Below are 18,409 nucleotides of genomic sequence, written 5' to 3'. Positions count from 1 at the left end.
CCCGCAAGGGCCTTGTGCTTTTTTGTGTGCCCGCTGTTCACCACTGATGTAACTCGGTGTGCAGATCCAATGCGATTCAGTGTTCAGAGGCAATGCAAGTCTGTGTTCAGGTGCGTGCAATTACGCAGCAACCATTGCCGGGCATCGAGAATGAGGACTCCGACTGCGCCATAGGCGTGCCTGGCTCAACATGGGAACAAGCGCCAATGACGATAGATACCCTCAAGCCCCGGGCTAAACGCCTACGGGCCGCTGTAGCTCAAATGCTCAAGGTCTCAATCACTCACTCGCAAGCATTGGAGCTGGTGGCGAAGGAAGAAAACTATCCCAATTGGGATGCTGCATGCGCATCAGTAAGGCACCAACTGAAAAAATCAGGGAGTAGCGTTGCAAAGGAGCACAGCATCCAGGTGACGGTGCAGGGCGCTCAAGAGCCTACTTTCTCCTCGATCTTTGATGGGAACCAAAACGTAGCAACGGATTTGATCCGCGTCCTCGACATGAGCTGCGGCCGAGGAGCCTTGGTGGTTATTGCAGGCTTCGGCATCGAAGGTAAAACGACTACTGCAAATGCTGTTATGGAATGGCTTGCGGCCGCAAATCACCAACATGCTTCCGATATCAAAGGCCAAGCAAACTATCGGCTGTTTGATGAGATCCGCGATGAGGCCACGGCATTCCAAGCTGTCGCTCTGGCAGAAGCAGGTGTGAAAGTCGTTGCAACCATCCATGCCAAACAAGGCTACGGATTGGAGCGAGTTCGGTCCTACCTTCGGAGCTACGGGGCAGGAGAAATGCTTTTGGATCGTTTGAGTGCAAACGGTCTAGCTCTCACGATCCATCAAGAACTGGTTTGGTCAGACCCATCCGTGAGGAATCAGTTGGTTCAACAGCGACGCGATGAGCTCGCAACAATTCTCAAGAGCATTCTTCGGCATGAGCCGGTGATCGCTAACAACCCAACCACACCATAGAGCCGTTTCCGCTGGGTAATGACTGCCCTTAGCTCGCGGAAGTGGGGCAGCCGTTACCATCCCGCTCATATCTTACTGGAGCGTGGAATAGTGAGCCTCAAGACCTGTGAGCGGCGAGAGCACTTTGGCACTGATGATCTGCTGAAGGCCTACCAAATTGACGAAGACGCTGAGCTGTCGAATGCCGAGCTATACAGCCGGCTGGCTGCTGGTGCAGGGCTTAGCTCTGGGGCCTTTCAGGAGAAATCTCCCGTCGGGAAGTCACGGGCAAACCACTCACTGATCGCCCGAGAAGCCCGCTGGCTCCAGCAAGACCTGAAAGCCATGGGCATCCTCACGCGCGTAGATGGCAGGCGCGGAGTTTGGAAGCTGACGGAGAAGGGTAAGCGCAACCTGCATGCGTCAAAGCCGGGGGTGAAGCTGCTCGGCTACAGCACAAGCCTCGGTGTGGCCATCTGGGGGGCCAGCGAAGAGGTGTTCCGGGGCGTTGATATTCCTATCTCGCTTTGCCTTACTTCACCACCGTACTGCTTGGCCGGCTCCAGTTCCAGGGCTTACGGCAACCCTTGCGAGAAGGAGATCGTAAACTTCGTATGCAAGGTCATCGACCCTGTCGTCGAGGCCCTACAGGAGGACGGCTCCCTGGTCTTGAACACGACCAACGACGCATTCATGAGGAATTCGCCGGCGAGATCTACCTACCTCGAGCGACTGGTTCTGACGATCTGCGATCGGTTCCAGCTGCACCTCATGGAGCGATTGGTCTGGGAATCCTCGAAGCCGCCTGGTCCAATGCAGTGGGCATCCCGCACGCGGCAGCAGCTGAATGTGGCCTACGAACCGATCCTCGTTTTTTCTAATCCGCTCCGGTGGAAAGCCGACAATCGCCGGGTTCTGCAGCCCCACTCGGAGCAGCACCTCAAGCTCATCGCGCGGGGAGGGGAGAGCCGCCAGGCGAGCTACTCCGATGGTGCCTACAGGATCCGTCCAGGCAGCTACTCAAACCCAACTGCGGGCCGTATCCCGAAGAACATCCTCAAGTACGGGCAGCGATGCCGCTATGGCATCCAGTACCGCAAGGCGTGCACGGAGTTGGGACTTCCGGTTCACGGCGCGGGCATGGCCTTCAAGGTGCCGGAGTTCCTGATTCAGTGGCTCACTGAACCTGGTGACCACGTCGTGGACGTGTTCGGGGGCAGAGGCATGACCGCCCTGGCCGCCGACATGCTGCGACCGAACCTGGATGATCGCTGAGAACCAGCTGGAGTACATTCGTGGAGGGGCCGAGCTATTCCGCGGCCGACCTGGGTTCGAACTCAATCCAGACATCGAGGCGGCATTCGCCAGAGGTTAGGTAGCAGCCGCGCCGCTCGCCGCCGTCGGCGTGGCCTGGTCGCCGGCGAGCAACGTGTGCAGTGCCTTCAGCTTCTCGACCAGTTCGTCAAAAGTGACGACATGGACTCCCTGCAGAGTGTGTCGGTACTGCTCGAACCCCTGCATCTGCTCCTCATCGGTGGGCCGGAGGCCCGCTATCACTACGCAGGCAGTTGAGTGAGGGCGGAACCCCTGGCGATCCAGTGGGCGGCCAACCGAAGACATGAAGTTGAGCTGTAGCTCCCCGCGCTGGCTCAGAACCTGCGCCACCGCACCGGAGAGATCGGTAGAAGGCGGATAGATGCCCCTATACGGCTTCCCAACGATCGGAGTACCAGGCCCCTTGATCTCCACGAGAGCGAGGTTGCTGGTGGCTACAGCAGCCATCAAGAAATCGCTGTGTGAGCCCCCGGACCCAGTGTGCGATTTGCCGCCGACGTAGGGAACATCCCCAATGCAAATCACTGGGTAGTGGAAGGCCAAAGACAGGATAAACGGGTTCTCGGAGAGCAGTTTTTGCCACTTGGTCTCTGTAGTGGATGGCTGCAGCAACTCGCTGCAACGCTCGATGAGTCTGGCCAGGCTGACAAGCTCGATGTTCTCCTTCAAGCGCAGCAGCTCCGCCGGCTCCTCCTTTGCCAGAGTCTCGGCGTGGTCCTGAACCATCTGGACTACTGCTCGCTGATCACCCTTGGAGAGTTTCACCCTGGTGCCTGCCGTGGCCATTTCCGCCAGCGCCCCTTCGGGTAACACCACACGCTCTTTGGGGAAGTTAAGTGGATCTGCACCATGAAGAAGTGTGTTGTTGCAGGCCACTCGCTTTTCCCTACGCGCGGCGCGCTGGTGCCGGCTTCCAATCGCGGCAAGCCGCTTCCGTAAGGACTGGAAGGTGCTCATGCGAAGAATGTAGAACGAGTGGGTAGTGTATTCCTTGTCCACATCACCGGAACCATCCCAGAAGTACACAGTATCGATCTCGGGCATGTTCTCGACCGTAGAGAGGATGCTCCTGAACTCCCACTTCACACCTAAGCCATGTCGCCAGTCCCGATAGAAATCTGTAGGCAGGCCTTCAAGCATGTCTTCGAGGGCCTCTTGGGTTTCAGGAAGCTCATCAAAGTCGACGTAGGGCCTAGGGATGATGAGCTGCTTGATTGAGTAAAAGATGGGTTTTCCATACTCCTCTGTGCCGGCTCGCTGATGAACTGGCCAGATAGTCAGCCCGTCCTCATCAACGCTCATGATCCTGATCCAAGGATCAGCACCTACTGGAGTGCCCTCCGGCACGGGGAGATCTGAGTAGTAGACCTCCACGGACACAGGGACTTCATCACCAATGGTGGGAGCCCCTGTTTCATCCAGAGATTCCAGGGCCAGGAATGGGCCTCCATCTGTCCTTGACTGGTTGCGAAACTCGGTGTGTGGAACAGAAGCCATGCGAAGCTCCCTGAATGCTGGCGATGCCCGAGCGTGGCAGCGGGATAGACCATCGTCAACGGAGCGGTAAACCTTGAGTAGTTGCGCCGAACCTACCTGAGCGCTGAAAGATGGCTCGGTGCTGTTATGCTGCCGACGTCTCCCCCGATTTGAGTAGCGCTCAGCTTTAGAGTCCAATCCCAGTAACCAGGAGATTGGACATGAAGAAGCGTTTCACTGAAGAGCAAATCATTGGCTTCCTACGAGAAGCCGAGGCTGGGCTGCCGATCAAGGAGCTGTGTCGTCGACACGGCTTTTCAGAGGCCAGTTACTACCTCTGGCGTAGCAAGTTTGGCGGGATGAGCGTTTCGGATGCCAAGCGCCTGAAGGAGCTGGAAAGCGAAAATGCCCGGCTGAAGAAAATGCTCGCCGAGTCGATGCTGGAGATCGAAGTCACCCGCGAGGCGTTGCGAAAAAAGTGGTGAGCGCACCCTCCCGTCGCGAGCTGGTGCGCCACATGACGGCACGCGGCTTGAGTGAGCGCCGAGCGCTTCAGGTGATGCGCATGAGCGCCAGTGCTCTGCGCTACCAACCGAGGCCGGATCGCAACCAGAGCCTGCGCGAGCGCATTGTGGCCCTGGCGCATCGGCATCGCCGCTATGGCGCCGCGATGATCTATTTGAAGCTGCGCCAGGCTGGCGAGGTGGTCAACCACAAGCGGGTGGAGCGCCTGTATGCCGAAGCCCGCTTGCAGGTGAAAAGGCGTAAGCGCAAGAAGATCCCGATTGCAGATCGACAGCCGCTGGGCCGCCCTCGTGCCGCCAACCAGGTCTGGTCGATGGACTTTGTGTTTGATCGCACGGCTGAGGGGCGTGTCATCAAGAGCCTGACCGTGGTGGATGACGCCACCCATGAGGCAGTTGCCATCGTGCCGGAGCGGGCCATTAGCGGGCACTCGTTGACACGCATTCTGGATCGTCTTGCGATGTCACGAGGGCTGCCCAAGGCCATCCGCACGGACAACGGCAAGGAGTTCTGCGGCCGCGCCATGCTGACCTGGGCTCATCTGCGGGGCGTTCAGTTGTTCCTGATTGAACCGGGAAAGCCCAATCAGAACGCCTACATCGAATCGTTCAATGGGCGCTTTCGTGATGAATGCCTGAACGAGCACTGGTTCACCAGCCTGCCGCACGCCAAGGTGGTTATTGAATCCTGGCGACGGGAATACAACGAAGAGCGACCCAAGAAAGGGCTTGGTGGGTTAACCCCATCTGCCTATGCCGAGCAACTGGCTTTGAAAACCGTTACATTGCCCCAGGACTCTAAAGCCAGCTGCTACTGAAGACGGGGGGACGTCGCTGCGGGCACAACAAAGCACCTCAGGCCACAGGCCGGCACTCGTATCTGGAAGTCCATGAATTCACGCACCCGCAACATCTCTACCCTGGCACTGGCCGGCAAGCAGCTCCATGAATCCCCCCTAAGTGGCCAGGAACGGGCCTGCCTGCTGGTAGCCGCGGACGGAGCCGAACGGCTGGGGATGTTTCAGCTGGTGAGCACCAGGCAGCACGGGAACCTACACAAGGGTGCTGAGTTCTTCAGGGTGAGCTTCAAGCTGGTAGGTGGGGAAGGGGAGCCGGGCACTGAGTACAGCCTGGCCCAGGACACCGTATGGGCCATTGTCGACCACCGAGAAGCTGCGATCGTGTTTGGCCCAGAAGACGGGATGGACATCCGGCACCGGGATCAGGGGATTGGTTCCTACCTGCTGGGGCAGCTGGTGCGCCAACTGCAGAGTGTGGAGCTCCGCGGCAACTACGCGATCCAGAGTGTGACGCTGCCTGTAGCGGCCCAGCTCAATGGGACTGATAACGATCGGCGAATTGAGCGCATGGTGACGAGGGCTGGTTTCTACTATTCCTCAGCGTCTGGCACGCCAACAATCGGGGCCAGGAAGATCTCCGACCTGAAGAGCTGGTGGAACCAAGAGCGAGTGCAGTTCCTCGCTTTCCCGCGCTTTGTCGAGATGGCGTCCGAGTGGCACCGCGGAAAGCTGGCGGCAGAGAAGACTGCTGGTGCAGCTCAATCCGCCGCTGAAGCGGCCGGCCGCGAGGTGCAACAGCTGAGAACCGAACTGCGCGAGCAGGCTGCTCAGTATGCTGGCGAGCTGCAGGCGAGCGTTGATCGGGAAGAGGTGCTGTGCAGGGAGGCTAGCGAGCGGGAGGCCCGGATCCAGGAACTCAACCAGCTCAATGTGGTGTTGAGCGAGAAAACCGAGTTTCTGCATCAGCAACTGGAGGACGCCGGCTCAAAAGTACCAAGGGCTTCTGGTGCAGCTAGCGATCAGATCCTCACGATCAGCCTTTCCAGGCCAGTCCTTTGCCTGCTTTGGGCCGCCCTGGCCGTTGCAACTGCGGGCGTCATCGCGCACTTGCCTGGCATCCTGTGAATTTGAGGGATTCTATTTGATCAGGCTTCGTCGCTTTTTTTGTCAGTAAGCAAATAGGCATAATGGAGCGCGGGCCTAGAACCTCCGATTATGAGCGTTATCGGAGGTAACTTATTGATATTTAAGGGATATCCTTTCAGTAAAGCAAATTTAGTAGCAAAGCGACTGCTCCGGCCTGACCATGTAGCAGCACCAACAGAGCGATGGATTTCGACCGAAACCTCATCCATCCGAGCACCATTGCGAGCGCAAAAAGCGTCGCGTAGGTCGTCATCTGCGCGTAACTCGAGTGCAAGCTCGCAAAAACAATTGCGGTGAGGAGCGCTGCAACCCAGTTCCAGAACGGGGATTCTCGGAAAGTCAGGCCGCCCTGCAGGAAATGTCGGAATGCGAGTTCCTCGCCGATTGGCGCTGCAATGATGACCGCGGCGATCAGCATCAACGATTCAAAGCTGGAAAGGCCGACAAAGAGGTTGGCCATCCTCTGCTCTTGAGGTGTGCCCAGAAGCTGAGCTGCTGCGAAGCCGGTGAGATACACGACCAGCACCAGGATGCTGCCGATCGCCCAATCTCGAGCTTTGAACCTCCACCACAGAGCGGGCCAGATTGTTGACCGGCGTGTAGCCCATGCCGCGGCCATCATGAACAGCGCCCCTCCCGTAACCTTGCTGGCCAGCAAATAGCTTGTGAAGCCGTTCGATACAGCCAGGTACCCCGCGACTTCTTGTGTGAACAGCCAGAGCACGAACAGCAAAATTGCGTAAGGCAATCTTGTCCAGCTTAGAGCCCTGGGGGCTTCTTCCCTTTGCACGGCCAGTTCCACAGAGCGCTCCTTAGTTGATGAGTGTTGAGGCCGTGATTCTGGCCAGCTGCCCTCTCCTTGCAAAGCCAAACTGTGTTTGCGGAAGCGGCTTCGGTGATTCACTCTGCAGGAGGCTACGCACAAACCCTACTAAGGCACGAGGAGCCGGAATCCAAGATTGTCCCTGGGCCAGAAGCGAACCATCTTGTGGGCTACTGCCGCAGCCTCCTCATGGCGGCCGCAGGCCTGCAGCGCAAGAACCAGATGGTGGTTCAGTCGGTGGTACCCCCGGTTTGAAGCTTCTAGGTAGCTAATCTCCCCAGCGAAACCTGGAGGGAGCACCTGGAAGTCGACAAGTGCAACCTGAGCAGCCCCCAACCATGCAGCCTCCTCTGCCCGATTCAACTCAGTAAGAGCCCCGACTTGGAGTGCCGTGGCATACAGAAACCCGGGCTCCATTTCCCGAGCCTTTTCGGACAGCTTCACCAGCTTCTGTAGAGCCTTGGGTGACATCTCCTTCAGATAGCTGACGGGGCCGGGCAGAGACTTTTCGAGGTGGTCATCAAGCATGCCCTCGATCTCTGCCATGTCTGAGTCGCGCCGTGATAGTGATAGGACTGCAGAACCAGGTTCCTGCCAGGCCCGGGGCTTGCGCCAGCCCTTGATGTCCTCCCAAATCCAGCACTCTAGTGCTCCCAGGGCAGAACTCACCTTCTTCGCTGGTGCAGGACCGGAACTGGCGCGCTGTTGCGCCGCATGGTAGCTGGGTATTCCTTCGAGCCTGGCTGCCAGCTCTTGGCAGGCTGATAGCGCGGGTGTTGCGCCGTGCACGGCGACGAACTCCGGCAGGAATTTCTTGAGGTTCTTGGCCCGTTTGTTCAGGCGATCGAGATCCATAGCTCTCTCCGGTTGCCGGCATATGAGGTGAGCCCACTTCCCTCAACCAGCATCGGTTGAGAGTTCAGATCGAGGTGTTGCGGAAGTCAGGTGCCACTGGAGCTTCGCCTTTGTGGGCGGCGCGCAGCCTGCTCTGCGCATGGCCAACTATCCCATGTGGTTAGCTTCACCGGCAACCTGGAGGTCGAAAGCACTTCACGAGCGGCTTTTGGCTTGAATCCATGTCAACCGCCGTTACGATGACCTTGCCGCAACGATTGCGGGTGGGTGGCAGAGAGGTCGATTGCAGCGGTCTTGAAAACCGCCGACGGGTAACCGTCCAAGGGTTCGAATCCCTTCTCACCCGCCACGCGGGCATAGTTCAGAGGTAGAACCTCAGCCTTCCAAGCTGATGACGCGGGTTCGATTCCCGCTGCCCGCTCCAAACATGTCTTAGTAGCTCAGCTGGATAGAGCGGCCCCCTCCTAAGGGGCAGGTCGGAGGTTCGAACCCTCTCTGAGACGCCATTATCGCGCCCTCGCACACAGCATGCGGGGGCGTAAGGTCTTCCTACAGAGAGGCTTCCTATGCAGGTGGTACCTCTCATGAAGCCTCTATCAGCCCTCCCCTCCCCTGGCGCTTTGATCCGTGCCTTCCACCGATCAAGAGGCGAACTGACTGCTCGAGTAACCGTTGTTATCGACACAAACGGCGTCTCAACCACCTGGTACGACGTGGCCACCGGCGAAGCCCTCGACAAGCGCGAGATCCGCGGCTGGATGCCAGTCATTCGCACAGCTGCAGGCACAACATGAACCATCCCAGCTGGATTCAGTCATGCGGAGTGCGAAAGCTCATGATCGAGGACAGCTACGGCTGCGGAACGGCGTGCCTGGCCATGGCTACTGGTCTGACATACGAGGTAGCGCGGGCCCACTTCAAGCGCGTTGGTCTCGGGGTTCGAAGGAAATCACGACCGCCCTACTCCACCGCCGGCTACGAAATGCTAATGGCTCTAGCGTCGACCGGCCGGCACACCGAAATGAAGAAGTGGGCGGGTTGGAGCAACTTCAAGGGTCTGGGATGCCTAAAGTGCGTCACCGGCAGGTCAAGGGGAAGAACTCACTGGCACTGGGTTGTCGCCTTCTCTCACCCGCTTTTCGGCATTGTCGTCTTTGACCCTTGGAACGACTTGCCCGGATTTCAAGAACCGCCACTTGATACCGTATTCGTCTCTCTTGAGAGCCTGACCATAAGTCGCGACTGGATCCAAGTTGCGGATTCCACGCTGACTCGGACACCCATTCCACGCACATCCGGACAGTGATTCCACGCTGATCCGGACACCGATTCCACGGCCATCCGGACACTTTCCAGGCAGGCAGCTACGCAGGATTTATTCACTACCATCGACCTCTTTTTCGAAGCAAAGAGGTCGTCGTGGAGCGTTTATCCATGCGTAAAATCCGAGAGGTGTTGCGCCTCAAGTTCGACTGCGGCCTGTCCGTGCGCAAGATCGCCCGCAGTCTGGGCACTGGCCACAGCAGTGCCGGTGATTACCTCTGTCGCTTTGCCGCCAGCGGCCTCAGCTGGCCCTGTTCGTTGTCCGATGCCGAGCTGGAGCGCCAGCTGTTTCCACCTACCCCGGCGGTGCCCAGCGAGCAGCGGCCACTGCCCGACTGGGCCTGGGTACATGCCGAGCTGCGCCGCCCCGGCGTGACCCTGGCACTGCTCTGGCAGGAGTACCGCCTGAGCCAGTCGCAGGGCTTCCAGTACAGCTGGTTTTGCGAACACTACCGAGCCTGGGCCGGCAAATTGGACGTGGTGATGCGCCAGGAGCACCGCGTCGGCGAGAAGCTGTTCGTCGACTACGCCGGGCAGACGGTGCCGGTGATCGACCGCCACAGTGGCGAGATCCGCCAGGCCCAGGTGTTCGTCGCGGTGCTCGGCGCCTCCAGCTACACTTTTGCCGAGGCGACTTGGTCGCAGCAGTTGCCGGACTGGCTGGGCTCCCACGTCCGTTGCTTCGCCTTCCTCGGCGGGGTGCCGGAGATTGTGGTGCCGGACAACCTGCGCAGTGCGGTGAGCAAGAGCCATCGCTACGAGCCGGACATCAACCCCAGCTACCGCGACCTGGCCGAGCACTACGGTGTGGCGGTGGTGCCGGCGCGGGCGCGCAAGCCGCGCGACAAGGCCAAGGCCGAAGTCGGCGTGCAGGTGGTCGAGCGCTGGATCCTCGCCGCCCTGCGCAACCGTCAGTTCTTCTCCCTGGACGAACTCAACAGCGCCATCTCCGTGCTGCTGGAGCGGCTCAACCGCCGACCGTTTCGCAAGCTGCCGGGCTCCCGGCACTCGGCCTTCGAAGCCCTGGATCGGCCCGCGCTACGCCCGCTGCCGGAGCAGCCCTACGTCTATGCCGAGTGGAAGAAGGCGCGGGTGCATATCGACTACCACGTCGAGGTCGACGGCCATTACTACTCGGTGCCCTACCAACTGGTGAAGAAGCCGCTGGAGGTGCGCCTGACGGCGCGCACGGTGGAGTGCTTCCACGCCAATCAGCGGGTGGCCAGCCACCTGCGCTCGCCGCACAAGGGCCGGCACAGCACGCAGACCGAGCACATGCCCAAGAGCCACCGCGAGCATGCCGAATGGACGCCGCAACGGCTGATCCGCTGGGCCGAACAGACCGGGCCGAATACCGCCGGCGTGATCGGTCACATCCTCGAGCGGCGCATCCACCCGACCCAAGGTTACCGGGCCTGCCTGGGCATCCTGCGCCTCGGCAAGACCCATGGCGAAGTGCGCCTGGAGCTGGCCTGTCGCCGCGCTCTCAGCCTCGGCGCGTGCAGCTACAAGAGCCTCGAATCGATCCTGCGTCAGGGCCTGGAAAACCTGCCACTGGCTCAAGCCAACCTGCCCCTGTTGCCGGACGACCACGCCAACCTGCGCGGCCCCGGCTACTACCACTGACCCCAAGGAATCCCACCATGCTGCCCCATCCGACCCTGGACAAGCTCCAGACCCTGCGCCTGCACGGCATGCTCAAGGCCCTCGCCGAACAACTGAAAACCCCGGACATCGACAGCCTAAGCTTCGAGGAACGCCTCGGCCTGCTGGTCGACCGCGAACTGACCGAGCGCGACGACAAGCGCCTGAGCAGCCGCCTGCGTCAGGCCAGGCTGCGCCACAACGCCTGCCTCGAAGACATCGACTACCGCAGCCCGCGCGGCCTCGACAAGGCGCTGATCCTCCAGCTGCGCAGCGGCCAGTGGCTACGCGACGGCCTCAACCTGATCATCGGCGGCCCCACCGGCGTGGGTAAGACCTGGCTGGCCTGCGCCCTGGCGCACCAGGCCTGCCGAGAGGGCTACAGCGTGCGTTACCTGCGCTTGCCGCGCCTACTGGAAGAGTTGGGCCTGGCCCACGGCGACGGGCGCTTCGCCAAGCTGATGAGCAGCTACGCCAAGACCGACCTGCTGATCCTCGATGACTGGGGCCTGGCCCCGTTCACCGCCGAACAGCGGCGCGACATGCTGGAGCTACTGGACGACCGCTACGGCCAGCGCTCGACCATCGTTACCAGCCAGATGCCGGTGGACAACTGGCACGAACTGATCGGCGATCCGACATTGGCCGACGCCATCCTCGACCGTCTGGTGCACAACGCTTATCGGATCCACCTCAAGGGCGAGTCGATGCGCAAACGAGCGAAGAAATTGACGACGCCGGGAGCCCCAGACTAACAATGCCATCCCTGCGTCGCTGCGCTCCGACTGCCTGTCCGAATGATCGTGGAACAGGTGTCCGGATCAGCGTGGGCTGAGTGTCCGAATGGCGTGGAATCCGCATCCAAGTAGAGCAGACCTTTCCGCTCTACCCGGGAAGCCTGCAGGTGGATTGAGCGCAGTGTGTGGGCAGGCAGCCGTGTCTCTGCGAGACAATCGGCACCACCATTATTGCGCCATGGTGCCTAACGAGCAGGTTTTTTGGAGCAAGAGTCAGCGAGGAGCTTGCACGTCGGCCAGAATCAAAAAAGGCGCCTGAAGGCGCCTTTAGCTTTGAATCTGCCCATCCTGGGCCCCATCTTCCTTGAAGGTCGGCACATCGTGCCCAATCCTTCAGCCGTTTGGGGAAAAGCATTGATCTGCACAGCGAATTGCATTCCCTCCGAGCACCCAATTGCATAGCAGCTGAACGGCAGTTGCATTTAACCTGAACAGCGATTGCATGACTTGCACGCATGCCGTGGCCATTTCTGGTCTAAATGAAAAAGCCGGTCACTGGTGACCGGCTTTGGGGTTGCAAGCGGTAGGAGGCGTCAGAGCTTCTTGCCTTTACGCTTACGCATCGACTCTCCACTCAGCGGCAGCATATGTGCCCGATGAACGATGCGATCCAGAATGGCATCTGCGATGGTTGGGTCGCCAAACAGGTCGTACCATTTCTCCGTCGGGAACTGACTGGTCAACAGCAATGCCCCATTCATCGATTGCTGATCGATGATTTCCAGTAGCACAGGCCCGAGGTGCTTCTCGATTCCGCCGATGCCCAGATCATCGATGATTAGCAACTGCGTCCTGATGAGTTGTCGGCGCAACTTGGGCAGAGAGCCGTCGGCATGCGACCGGCTGATATCTTCAAACAGCCGCGTCGAGGTGCAGTAGTAGGTGGTGAGGCCTTGGCGGCAAGCCTGGTTGCCAAAAGCACAAGCGAGCCAGCTCTTGCCAGTGCCGGTGGCCCCCGTAAGGATCAGATTCTGCTTGCGCCGAATCCACTCACCTTCCGCCAAGGCCATGACCTGGCTACGATCCAGTCCTCTGTCGCTCCTGTATTCAATATCCTCAAGGGCTGCCTGGCTGAAGCGCAACTTGGCCGCTTTGAGGTAACGCTCGATCTTGCGGCTGTCGCGCTCCGCGGCTTCGACATCCAGCAGGTTGCCCAATCGCACGTCGAAAGCTTGGGTCTGGATAGCCGGCTGATCGCGCTGACGCTCGTAGGCCATGGCCATGCCACGCAACCCCAATTCGACCAGCCGTTGAGTGGTATTTGCGGCAGTCATGCAGTTTCTCCAGATTGGGTAATGTAATAGGTCGCACCGCGCAGGTTGGCGTGCTCAATCACAGGGCTATCCGCTGCTGCTGGCCGGGTGCGATCTGCGCCGCTGCGCAGAATTGACCTCAAGCGGCCGTAGCCCAGGCAGTTCAGTTCCAGTGCGTAAGCGCAGGCAGACTCCAGGCGGTCATGCAGCTGTTCCTTGCGGGTATCACGCTGCAGGGCGATCACCGCCTTCAATCCATTGGCGAAGTCCGGACGTTCTTCCAAATTCCGCCGGGCATAGGCATGCGTGGCGGGACCGATGGACTCGGCCCAAGCTAGCAAGGCTTCTGGCTGGGTGTCCCGCTGATGCCGATGCTGAGGTGGCAGGTGCTCCGGTACCGTGGTGACGCCAACTCCTAGAGCCAGGGTATGACTGGCAATCTGACGACGCTGATGGAACACCACCAAGCGATCGCTGTTGACCCGGATATCCACCAACAGGTGGATGTATTGAAACGGTACCGAGTAGTGGTGACCGTTGTGCTCCAGGTGATAGTCGTTGGCCACCCGGATTTGGTAGCGCCACTGGCTGTAGGCATACGGCTCTGCCGGAAGATCCTGGAGCTCTGGAGCATCCAGCTCCTGAAAGCGAACCAGTCGGCTCTTCGGATAGGTTCGGGTGGTGCGCTCATTCAGGCGGCCCATCCAGTAGTCGAGGCGCTCATTCAGTTCCGCCAACGAAAAGAAGGTGTGGTGGCGCAACCGCGCCAATACCCAGCGCTGCACGATCTGCACACCAATCTCGGCCAAGGACTTGTCTTGTGGGCGCCGAGGACGAGCGGGATGGATGCTGAAACCATAGTGCTCGGCGAACTCCTGATAGGCAGGATTCAGTTGAATGTTGTCTTTGCCACTCTTGAGTACTGCTGCTTTCAGGTTGTCTGGCACGGCATAGCGCGGCACGCCGCCGAGATGCTCCAGAGCAAGCCTATGGCAGTGCAGCCAGTCGGCGATGGTTTGACTGGCTACCGCCGTGGCAAACAGGTAGCCCGAAGCGCCGAGAGTGCCGACGAAAACTTGTGCCTTGGATACTTCGCCAGTGTCGCGATTAACGATAGGCATGGTACGTCCGCAGAAATCCACAAACAGCTTGTCGCCGGGCTTATGGATTTGCCGCATGCTGATTTTCTGCTGGTTACGCCAGGCTCGGTAGAGGCGAGTGAATTGTGCGTAGGACACGCTGTCCGGTTCGCCCACACGGAATTCCTGCCAGAGCAGATCCAGCGTGACATCCCGCTGTTGCAGCTGCTCATGGATGCTCGCCCAATTGGGTACGGCTCGACGGCTGCTGCCCTCTGTGCGAGCGCTGAAGCGGGCCTGCAGGGCGGCATCTTCTAACTTGCGCAGCTGTTCCCAGTCCTCCTCCCGTTGGCTCAGTCGATCCCGCAGGCCGCGAACGGTATTGGGTGATATCCCAGCAAGGCGCGCGACCGCCCGATGCGATAACGAAGGGTTGCAGGCATGGCGCACGGCCTGCCGGAGCTGCTCAATGGTTAATCTCATAGGTTCTCCCCGTGGCAGGCGCGGTTACGCCTCGCCTGTCACGATCAATGCAAATTCATGGACGAATGGGCAGGCGGCCGGGTTGACGCCCGGCACGGGGAAACACAGAATGAGGACGTCTGGGGTTCAACCTGACGTTTCTCGCAAAGGCCTGGGGCCGCAATCCCCAGGCCTTTTGCATTTCCATGGCCTGCAATGCTGCGAATCAGTCAGGGCTCATGGTGTTTCTCCTCGTTGTTCAGGCTTCCAGTGGTCGAACATGTGCTCAGCTGTCGTTCGATGGCATTGGTTGATTGCGCGAACCATCAGGTTCGCTGCTCTGCACCGCGTGGCGCTGACAGGCAATCCAACCGGCAATGTCTTTCGCCAGCGCGAACCTGCCGCGCCGGTTGGGCAGTGTAAAAAACGGCACGTCGATCATTCCTCTCGACAGCGCCACGCGAAATGCTGCCGGCGAGCGAAAGCCCAACTCTCGCCACAGGGCGTTGCTACCCAGCATCACCCCATAACGCCCCGTCAAATCATGTTCAAGTTCGTCAGTCAGGCGCTGAATAGGGCTCTGTTCGTTCATGGCGCTCGTCGTTTCGCGTAGTTGCGGATCATGGTAGAGAAGTCGCTGGCCCTGTACGAGCCGTAACCTCTCAACCAACTTTTACTGTATTTACTCGCGCCGGATGACGCTAAGTGACTGAATTTAAACGCATCAATGCGCTGCTCATGAGTTTTCGCGCGAGCCTGCGAAACAGACGGCACCGAACAGCCGTTCCCGCCAAGCGCGATCAGGCGGAGGTTCTGCGCGTGCGGTATTGGTATGAAGGGCTGCGGCAGCGCACGGGGTTGGCGACGGCCTACAAGCTCGAACAGCATTTCGAGCCGGAGTCATTTCGCAAGCAGGATGGGATTACCAGTAACCGCTGCAAATGGCAGCGCTATGCGGCTGGCCGGCATACCCCTCAGGCCAAGCTGGCAGCCCGTATTGATGCCCGAGTGCCAGGCTCATTGCAGGAACTGCAGCATCCCCTTTGGGCCATCCTGAAACATCAGCCATCTCGCACCACGCTAAGCGAGGCGTTTCTGCAGCGCTTGAAGCCGGATGTGCAGGCGGTGCTGTTCGAGCCTGTCGGTGGTATCGAGGTTTACTGGCAGCGGGCCAGAGTCACCGTTGTGCTGATGAGAAAGCTGGAGCGCATCGCCAGTTTGGATGCCCTGGCAGCGTTGACTTGGCTGCTGCGAGAAGCCATCGCGCAGGGTAGTCGTAAGAATGCGGAGCGTCTGGCGCACAGCATTTATACGGTGCTGCTGATCATGGGTATCGAGTGGCAAAACCGCGAGTTGGCCGAGCCGTTGCTCAATCTTTTTGCGTACCGCATTTTGCCGCTTGGTTCGCCACCGCATCGCCGATTCTGCATGAGCGGAAGGGACATGCTTGAGTGCTCGGCTGCGCTCAATCTGATTGTGTACCAAACAACCGAAGGCAAGAGGCGCGGCCTGACTTGGCTGCAGCGAGTACACATCATGCGTCGGTTGCTGGCAGGCATGACGGGCGTCGACGTGGTGCATGCCCTGGCCCCCCAGTACATACCATCGGGCACCGATGTACCGGCGGAAGTGATTCGCCGACTTGAACAAGATGAGCGCTGGCGGCAATGGGGCTGGAGCAGCATTAACTCTACAAAGCCTGAACCATTCCCTCCCAAGAGCTTTTGGACTCAGCGCTCATCAGGCGCAGAGGGAAGCATGCTCCTTGGATGATGCATCTTTGCATGTCCGACGGACGCCCCCACACCTGACCATGCAGATTCTGCTGGGTGAGGCTGTATTTGGCAGTTACCGAGTAAAAGGCAATCAACACCGTTAGCTTGGTAGAATTCCTGACTTGACCTGTAGAGGCAAAGTGATAGCTTCTTGCAGTTAATCCATGTTCATGCAGGGACTGCAGATGTTGGACGAAATCCAAGGATCGGATATCGCGCCCGAGCCTGATACAGGCCTGGCGTGCCTGGTGATGCTGGCGCGCTTCCACAATGTGGCGGCTTCGCCCGAGCAGCTGGCCCATGAGTTCGCCGAGGATGGCCGGCGTTTTGGTCGTGCCGAACTCCTTCTTTCCGCCAAGAAGCTGGGCCTCAAGGCCAAGTCCGCGCGTAGTTCCCTTAGTCGTTTAGATACCACGCCGCTGCCGGCAATCGCCGCCGATCACGAAGGCCGCTACTTCATCATCGCCCGCCTGGACGACGGTAAAGCGCTGATCCACGACCCGCGCGCGCAGCGCCCTGAGGTGCTTAGCTTCGAGCAGCTGGAGCAGCGCTGGAGCGGCGAGCTGCTGCTGATCCGCTCCGAGGCGTCGCTTGCCGGTGAGCTGTCCAAGTTCGACTTCACCTGGTTCATCCCGGCCATCGTCAAATACCGCAAGCTGCTCGGCGAAGTGCTGCTGGTGTCCTTCGTGCTGCAGATCTTCGCGCTGCTCACGCCGCTGTTCTTCCAGGTGGTGATGGACAAGGTGCTGGTGCACCGCGGCCTGTCGACGTTGGATGTGATCGCCATCGGCCTGCTCGGCATCATGGTCTTCGAGACCTTGCTCAGCGGCCTGCGCAGCTACGTGTTCGCCCACACCGCCAGCCGCATCGACGTGGAGCTGGGTTCACGGTTGTTCCGCCATCTGGTGACCTTGCCGCTGGCCTACTTCCAGGCCCGCCGGGTAGGCGACTCGGTGGCGCGGGTGCGCGAGCTGGAGAACATTCGCAGCTTCCTCACCGGCAACGCCATCACCCTGATCCTCGACGTGCTGTTCTCGGTGGTTTTCATTGCCGTGATGTTCTACTACAGCGGCTGGCTGACGCTGGTGGTGATCTTGTCCTTGCCGCTGTACTTCCTGATCTCCCTGCTAATTACCCCGGTGCTGCGCGCGCGGCTCAACGAGAGCTTCTCGCGCGGAGCGGAGAACCAGGCCTTCCTGGTCGAAACGGTCAACGGCATCGACACCTTGAAAGCCATGGCGGTAGAGCCGCAGATCAACCGCAAGTGGGACAACCAGCTGGCCGGCTACGCGGCCGCCAGCTTCAAGACCCAGACCCTGTCGACCCTCGCCAACGAAAGCGTGGGCCTGGTGGGCAAGCTAGTCACCGTGGCCACCCTGTGGCTGGGCGCGCGTCTGGTCATCGAGGGCGATCTGACGGTGGGCCAGCTGATTGCCTTCAATATGCTGGCCGGCCGTGTGTCGCAGCCGATCATGCGCCTGGCTCAGCTGTGGACCAACTTCCAGCAGACCGGCGTATCGGTGCAGCGCCTGGGTGACATCCTCAATGCCCGCACCGAACTGTCCCAGGCTACCCGCAGCGCCTTGCCGCCGCTCAAGGGTCAGATCGAATTCGACCAGGTGCACTTCCGCTACCGCCCGGACGGCTCCGAGGTGCTGCGTGGCGTCAGCCTGCAGATCAACGCCGGCGAGGTGATTGGTGTGGTCGGCCGCTCCGGCTCCGGCAAGAGCACCCTGACCCGCCTGCTGCAGCGTCTTTACACCCCCGAGCGTGGTAGGGTACTGGTTGATGGTATGGATCTGGCCCTTGCTGATGTCTCCTCGCTGCGCCGGCAGATCGGCGTGGTGCTGCAGGACAACATGCTGTTCGCCCGCAGCATTCGCGAGAACATCGCCCTGACCGATCCCGGCGCGCCGCTGGAAGCGGTGATGCAGGCCGCCAAGCTGGCCGGTGCCCACGAGTTCATTCTCGAGCTGCCGGAAGGCTACGACACCGTGGTCGGCGAGCACGGCGCCTCGCTGTCCGGCGGCCAGCGCCAGCGCATCGCCATCGCCCGCGCACTGATCGGCAACCCGCGGGTGCTGATCTTCGACGAGGCCACCAGCGCCCTGGACTACGAGTCCGAGCGGGTGATCCAGCAGAACATGCAGGCCATCTGCAAGGG

At 60.0% G+C, this 18,409-nt stretch carries 14 protein-coding genes and 3 tRNA genes; 11 read left to right on the top strand and 6 right to left on the bottom strand.

Annotated elements, in window-relative coordinates; all coding sequences use genetic code 11:
- The first annotated feature begins 92 nt into the window (after positions 1 to 92).
- Together PA6_RS23550 and PA6_RS20500 are read left to right on the top strand one after the other, a co-directional pair.
- Positions 93 to 974: a glyoxalase superfamily protein gene (locus tag PA6_RS23550; RefSeq protein WP_021702896.1), complete on the top strand. Its 882-nt coding sequence runs from the start codon at positions 93 to 95 to the stop codon at positions 972 to 974.
- 90 nt (positions 975 to 1,064) lie between these two features.
- The gene (locus PA6_RS20500) at positions 1,065 to 2,228 is read left to right on the top strand and encodes a DNA methyltransferase (RefSeq protein WP_021702895.1); all 1,164 of its coding nucleotides are present in this window, start codon (positions 1,065 to 1,067) and stop codon (positions 2,226 to 2,228) included.
- A gap of 96 nt (positions 2,229 to 2,324) precedes the next feature.
- Here PA6_RS20500 and PA6_RS20495 read toward each other — a convergent pair whose 3' ends face one another.
- Entirely contained in the window at positions 2,325 to 3,785 is a 1,461-nt protein-coding gene (locus PA6_RS20495; RefSeq protein ID WP_021702894.1) for a Shedu immune nuclease family protein, read from the bottom strand.
- 200 nt (positions 3,786 to 3,985) lie between these two features.
- Here PA6_RS20495 and PA6_RS20485 point away from each other — a divergent pair.
- Both PA6_RS20485 and PA6_RS20480 read left to right on the top strand, forming a co-directional pair.
- Positions 3,986 to 5,106, top strand: a protein-coding gene (locus PA6_RS20485; protein ID WP_115287914.1) for an IS3 family transposase whose coding sequence is annotated in 2 segments (ribosomal slippage) — positions 3,986 to 4,244 and positions 4,244 to 5,106 — 1,122 coding nt in all. Because the reading frame shifts where the segments join, the coding sequence is not laid out codon by codon here.
- Between the two features lie 72 nt (positions 5,107 to 5,178).
- A complete protein-coding gene (locus PA6_RS20480) occupies positions 5,179 to 6,213 on the top strand; it encodes a hypothetical protein (protein ID WP_021702892.1) in 1,035 nt (344 codons plus the stop codon).
- 136 nt (positions 6,214 to 6,349) lie between these two features.
- On the opposite strand, the gene PA6_RS20475 is transcribed toward PA6_RS20480, so the two are convergent.
- On the bottom strand, positions 6,350 to 7,036 hold the full coding sequence (locus PA6_RS20475; RefSeq protein WP_021702891.1) for a CPBP family intramembrane glutamic endopeptidase: 687 nt from the start codon (positions 7,034 to 7,036) through the stop codon (positions 6,350 to 6,352).
- A 129-nt stretch (positions 7,037 to 7,165) separates the two neighbouring features.
- Positions 7,166 to 7,912: a hypothetical protein gene (locus PA6_RS20470; protein WP_021702890.1), complete on the bottom strand. Its 747-nt coding sequence runs from the start codon at positions 7,910 to 7,912 to the stop codon at positions 7,166 to 7,168.
- 261 nt (positions 7,913 to 8,173) lie between these two features.
- On the opposite strand from PA6_RS20470, the gene PA6_RS20465 reads away from it, so the two are divergent.
- The 5 genes from PA6_RS20465 (at position 8,174) to istB (PA6_RS20445) (ending at position 11,634) form a co-directional block, all read left to right on the top strand.
- A tRNA-Ser gene (locus PA6_RS20465) sits at positions 8,174 to 8,261 on the top strand.
- Between the two features lies 1 nt (position 8,262).
- A tRNA-Gly gene (locus PA6_RS20460) sits at positions 8,263 to 8,336 on the top strand.
- 5 nt (positions 8,337 to 8,341) lie between these two features.
- Positions 8,342 to 8,418, top strand: a tRNA-Arg gene (locus PA6_RS20455).
- Between the two features lie 928 nt (positions 8,419 to 9,346).
- Entirely contained in the window at positions 9,347 to 10,861 is a 1,515-nt protein-coding gene (gene istA, locus PA6_RS20450) for an IS21 family transposase (protein WP_043217171.1), read from the top strand.
- A 17-nt stretch (positions 10,862 to 10,878) separates the two neighbouring features.
- Positions 10,879 to 11,634, top strand: coding sequence for an IS21-like element helper ATPase IstB (istB, locus tag PA6_RS20445; RefSeq protein ID WP_021702886.1), 756 nt, complete (start codon positions 10,879 to 10,881; stop codon positions 11,632 to 11,634).
- A 575-nt stretch (positions 11,635 to 12,209) separates the two neighbouring features.
- Here the strand turns inward: istB (PA6_RS20445) and istB (PA6_RS20440) are convergent.
- The 3 genes from istB (PA6_RS20440) to PA6_RS23065 all read right to left on the bottom strand — a co-directional run bounded on the left by istB (PA6_RS20440) (position 12,210) and on the right by PA6_RS23065 (position 15,062).
- Complete coding sequence (gene istB, locus PA6_RS20440; RefSeq protein WP_021702885.1) at positions 12,210 to 12,950, bottom strand: IS21-like element helper ATPase IstB; 741 nt, start codon at positions 12,948 to 12,950, stop codon at positions 12,210 to 12,212.
- Positions 12,947 to 14,491, bottom strand: coding sequence for an IS21 family transposase (gene istA, locus PA6_RS20435; RefSeq protein ID WP_021702884.1), 1,545 nt, complete (start codon positions 14,489 to 14,491; stop codon positions 12,947 to 12,949). Before istA (PA6_RS20435) ends, istB (PA6_RS20440) begins: the two co-directional genes overlap by 4 nt.
- 265 nt (positions 14,492 to 14,756) lie before the next feature.
- Entirely contained in the window at positions 14,757 to 15,062 is a 306-nt protein-coding gene (locus tag PA6_RS23065) for a hypothetical protein (RefSeq protein WP_021702883.1), read from the bottom strand.
- 113 nt (positions 15,063 to 15,175) lie between these two features.
- On the opposite strand from PA6_RS23065, the gene PA6_RS20430 reads away from it, so the two are divergent.
- Together PA6_RS20430 and PA6_RS20425 are read left to right on the top strand one after the other, a co-directional pair.
- Positions 15,176 to 16,243: a hypothetical protein gene (locus PA6_RS20430; protein WP_021702882.1), complete on the top strand. Its 1,068-nt coding sequence runs from the start codon at positions 15,176 to 15,178 to the stop codon at positions 16,241 to 16,243.
- A 187-nt stretch (positions 16,244 to 16,430) separates the two neighbouring features.
- Positions 16,431 to 18,409: type I secretion system permease/ATPase (locus PA6_RS20425; RefSeq protein WP_043217172.1), on the top strand; the 1,979-nt coding region annotated here is incomplete at its 3' end.

This window comes from Aquipseudomonas alcaligenes NBRC 14159 (assembly GCF_000467105.1).
GTDB lineage: Bacteria > Pseudomonadota > Gammaproteobacteria > Pseudomonadales > Pseudomonadaceae > Aquipseudomonas > Aquipseudomonas alcaligenes.
Note: the sequence above shows the minus strand (reverse complement) of the source record. Positions and strands in the feature narration are given on the sequence as shown.

Bases quoted from the DNA above. Each gene is read 5' to 3' on its own strand.
- PA6_RS23550 (WP_021702896.1), top strand. From the start codon at position 93: ATGCAAGTCTGTGTTCAGGTGCGTGCAATTACGCAGCAACCATTGCCG.
- PA6_RS20495 (WP_021702894.1), bottom strand. From the start codon at position 3,785: ATGGCTTCTGTTCCACACACCGAGTTTCGCAACCAGTCAAGGACAGAT.
- PA6_RS20480 (WP_021702892.1), top strand. From the start codon at position 5,179: ATGAATTCACGCACCCGCAACATCTCTACCCTGGCACTGGCCGGCAAG.
- PA6_RS20470 (WP_021702890.1), bottom strand. From the start codon at position 7,912: ATGGATCTCGATCGCCTGAACAAACGGGCCAAGAACCTCAAGAAATTC.
- istA (WP_043217171.1), top strand. From the start codon at position 9,347: ATGCGTAAAATCCGAGAGGTGTTGCGCCTCAAGTTCGACTGCGGCCTG.
- istB (WP_021702886.1), top strand. From the start codon at position 10,879: ATGCTGCCCCATCCGACCCTGGACAAGCTCCAGACCCTGCGCCTGCAC.
- istB (WP_021702885.1), bottom strand. From the start codon at position 12,950: ATGACTGCCGCAAATACCACTCAACGGCTGGTCGAATTGGGGTTGCGT.
- istA (WP_021702884.1), bottom strand. From the start codon at position 14,491: ATGAGATTAACCATTGAGCAGCTCCGGCAGGCCGTGCGCCATGCCTGC.
- PA6_RS23065 (WP_021702883.1), bottom strand. From the start codon at position 15,062: ATGAACGAACAGAGCCCTATTCAGCGCCTGACTGACGAACTTGAACAT.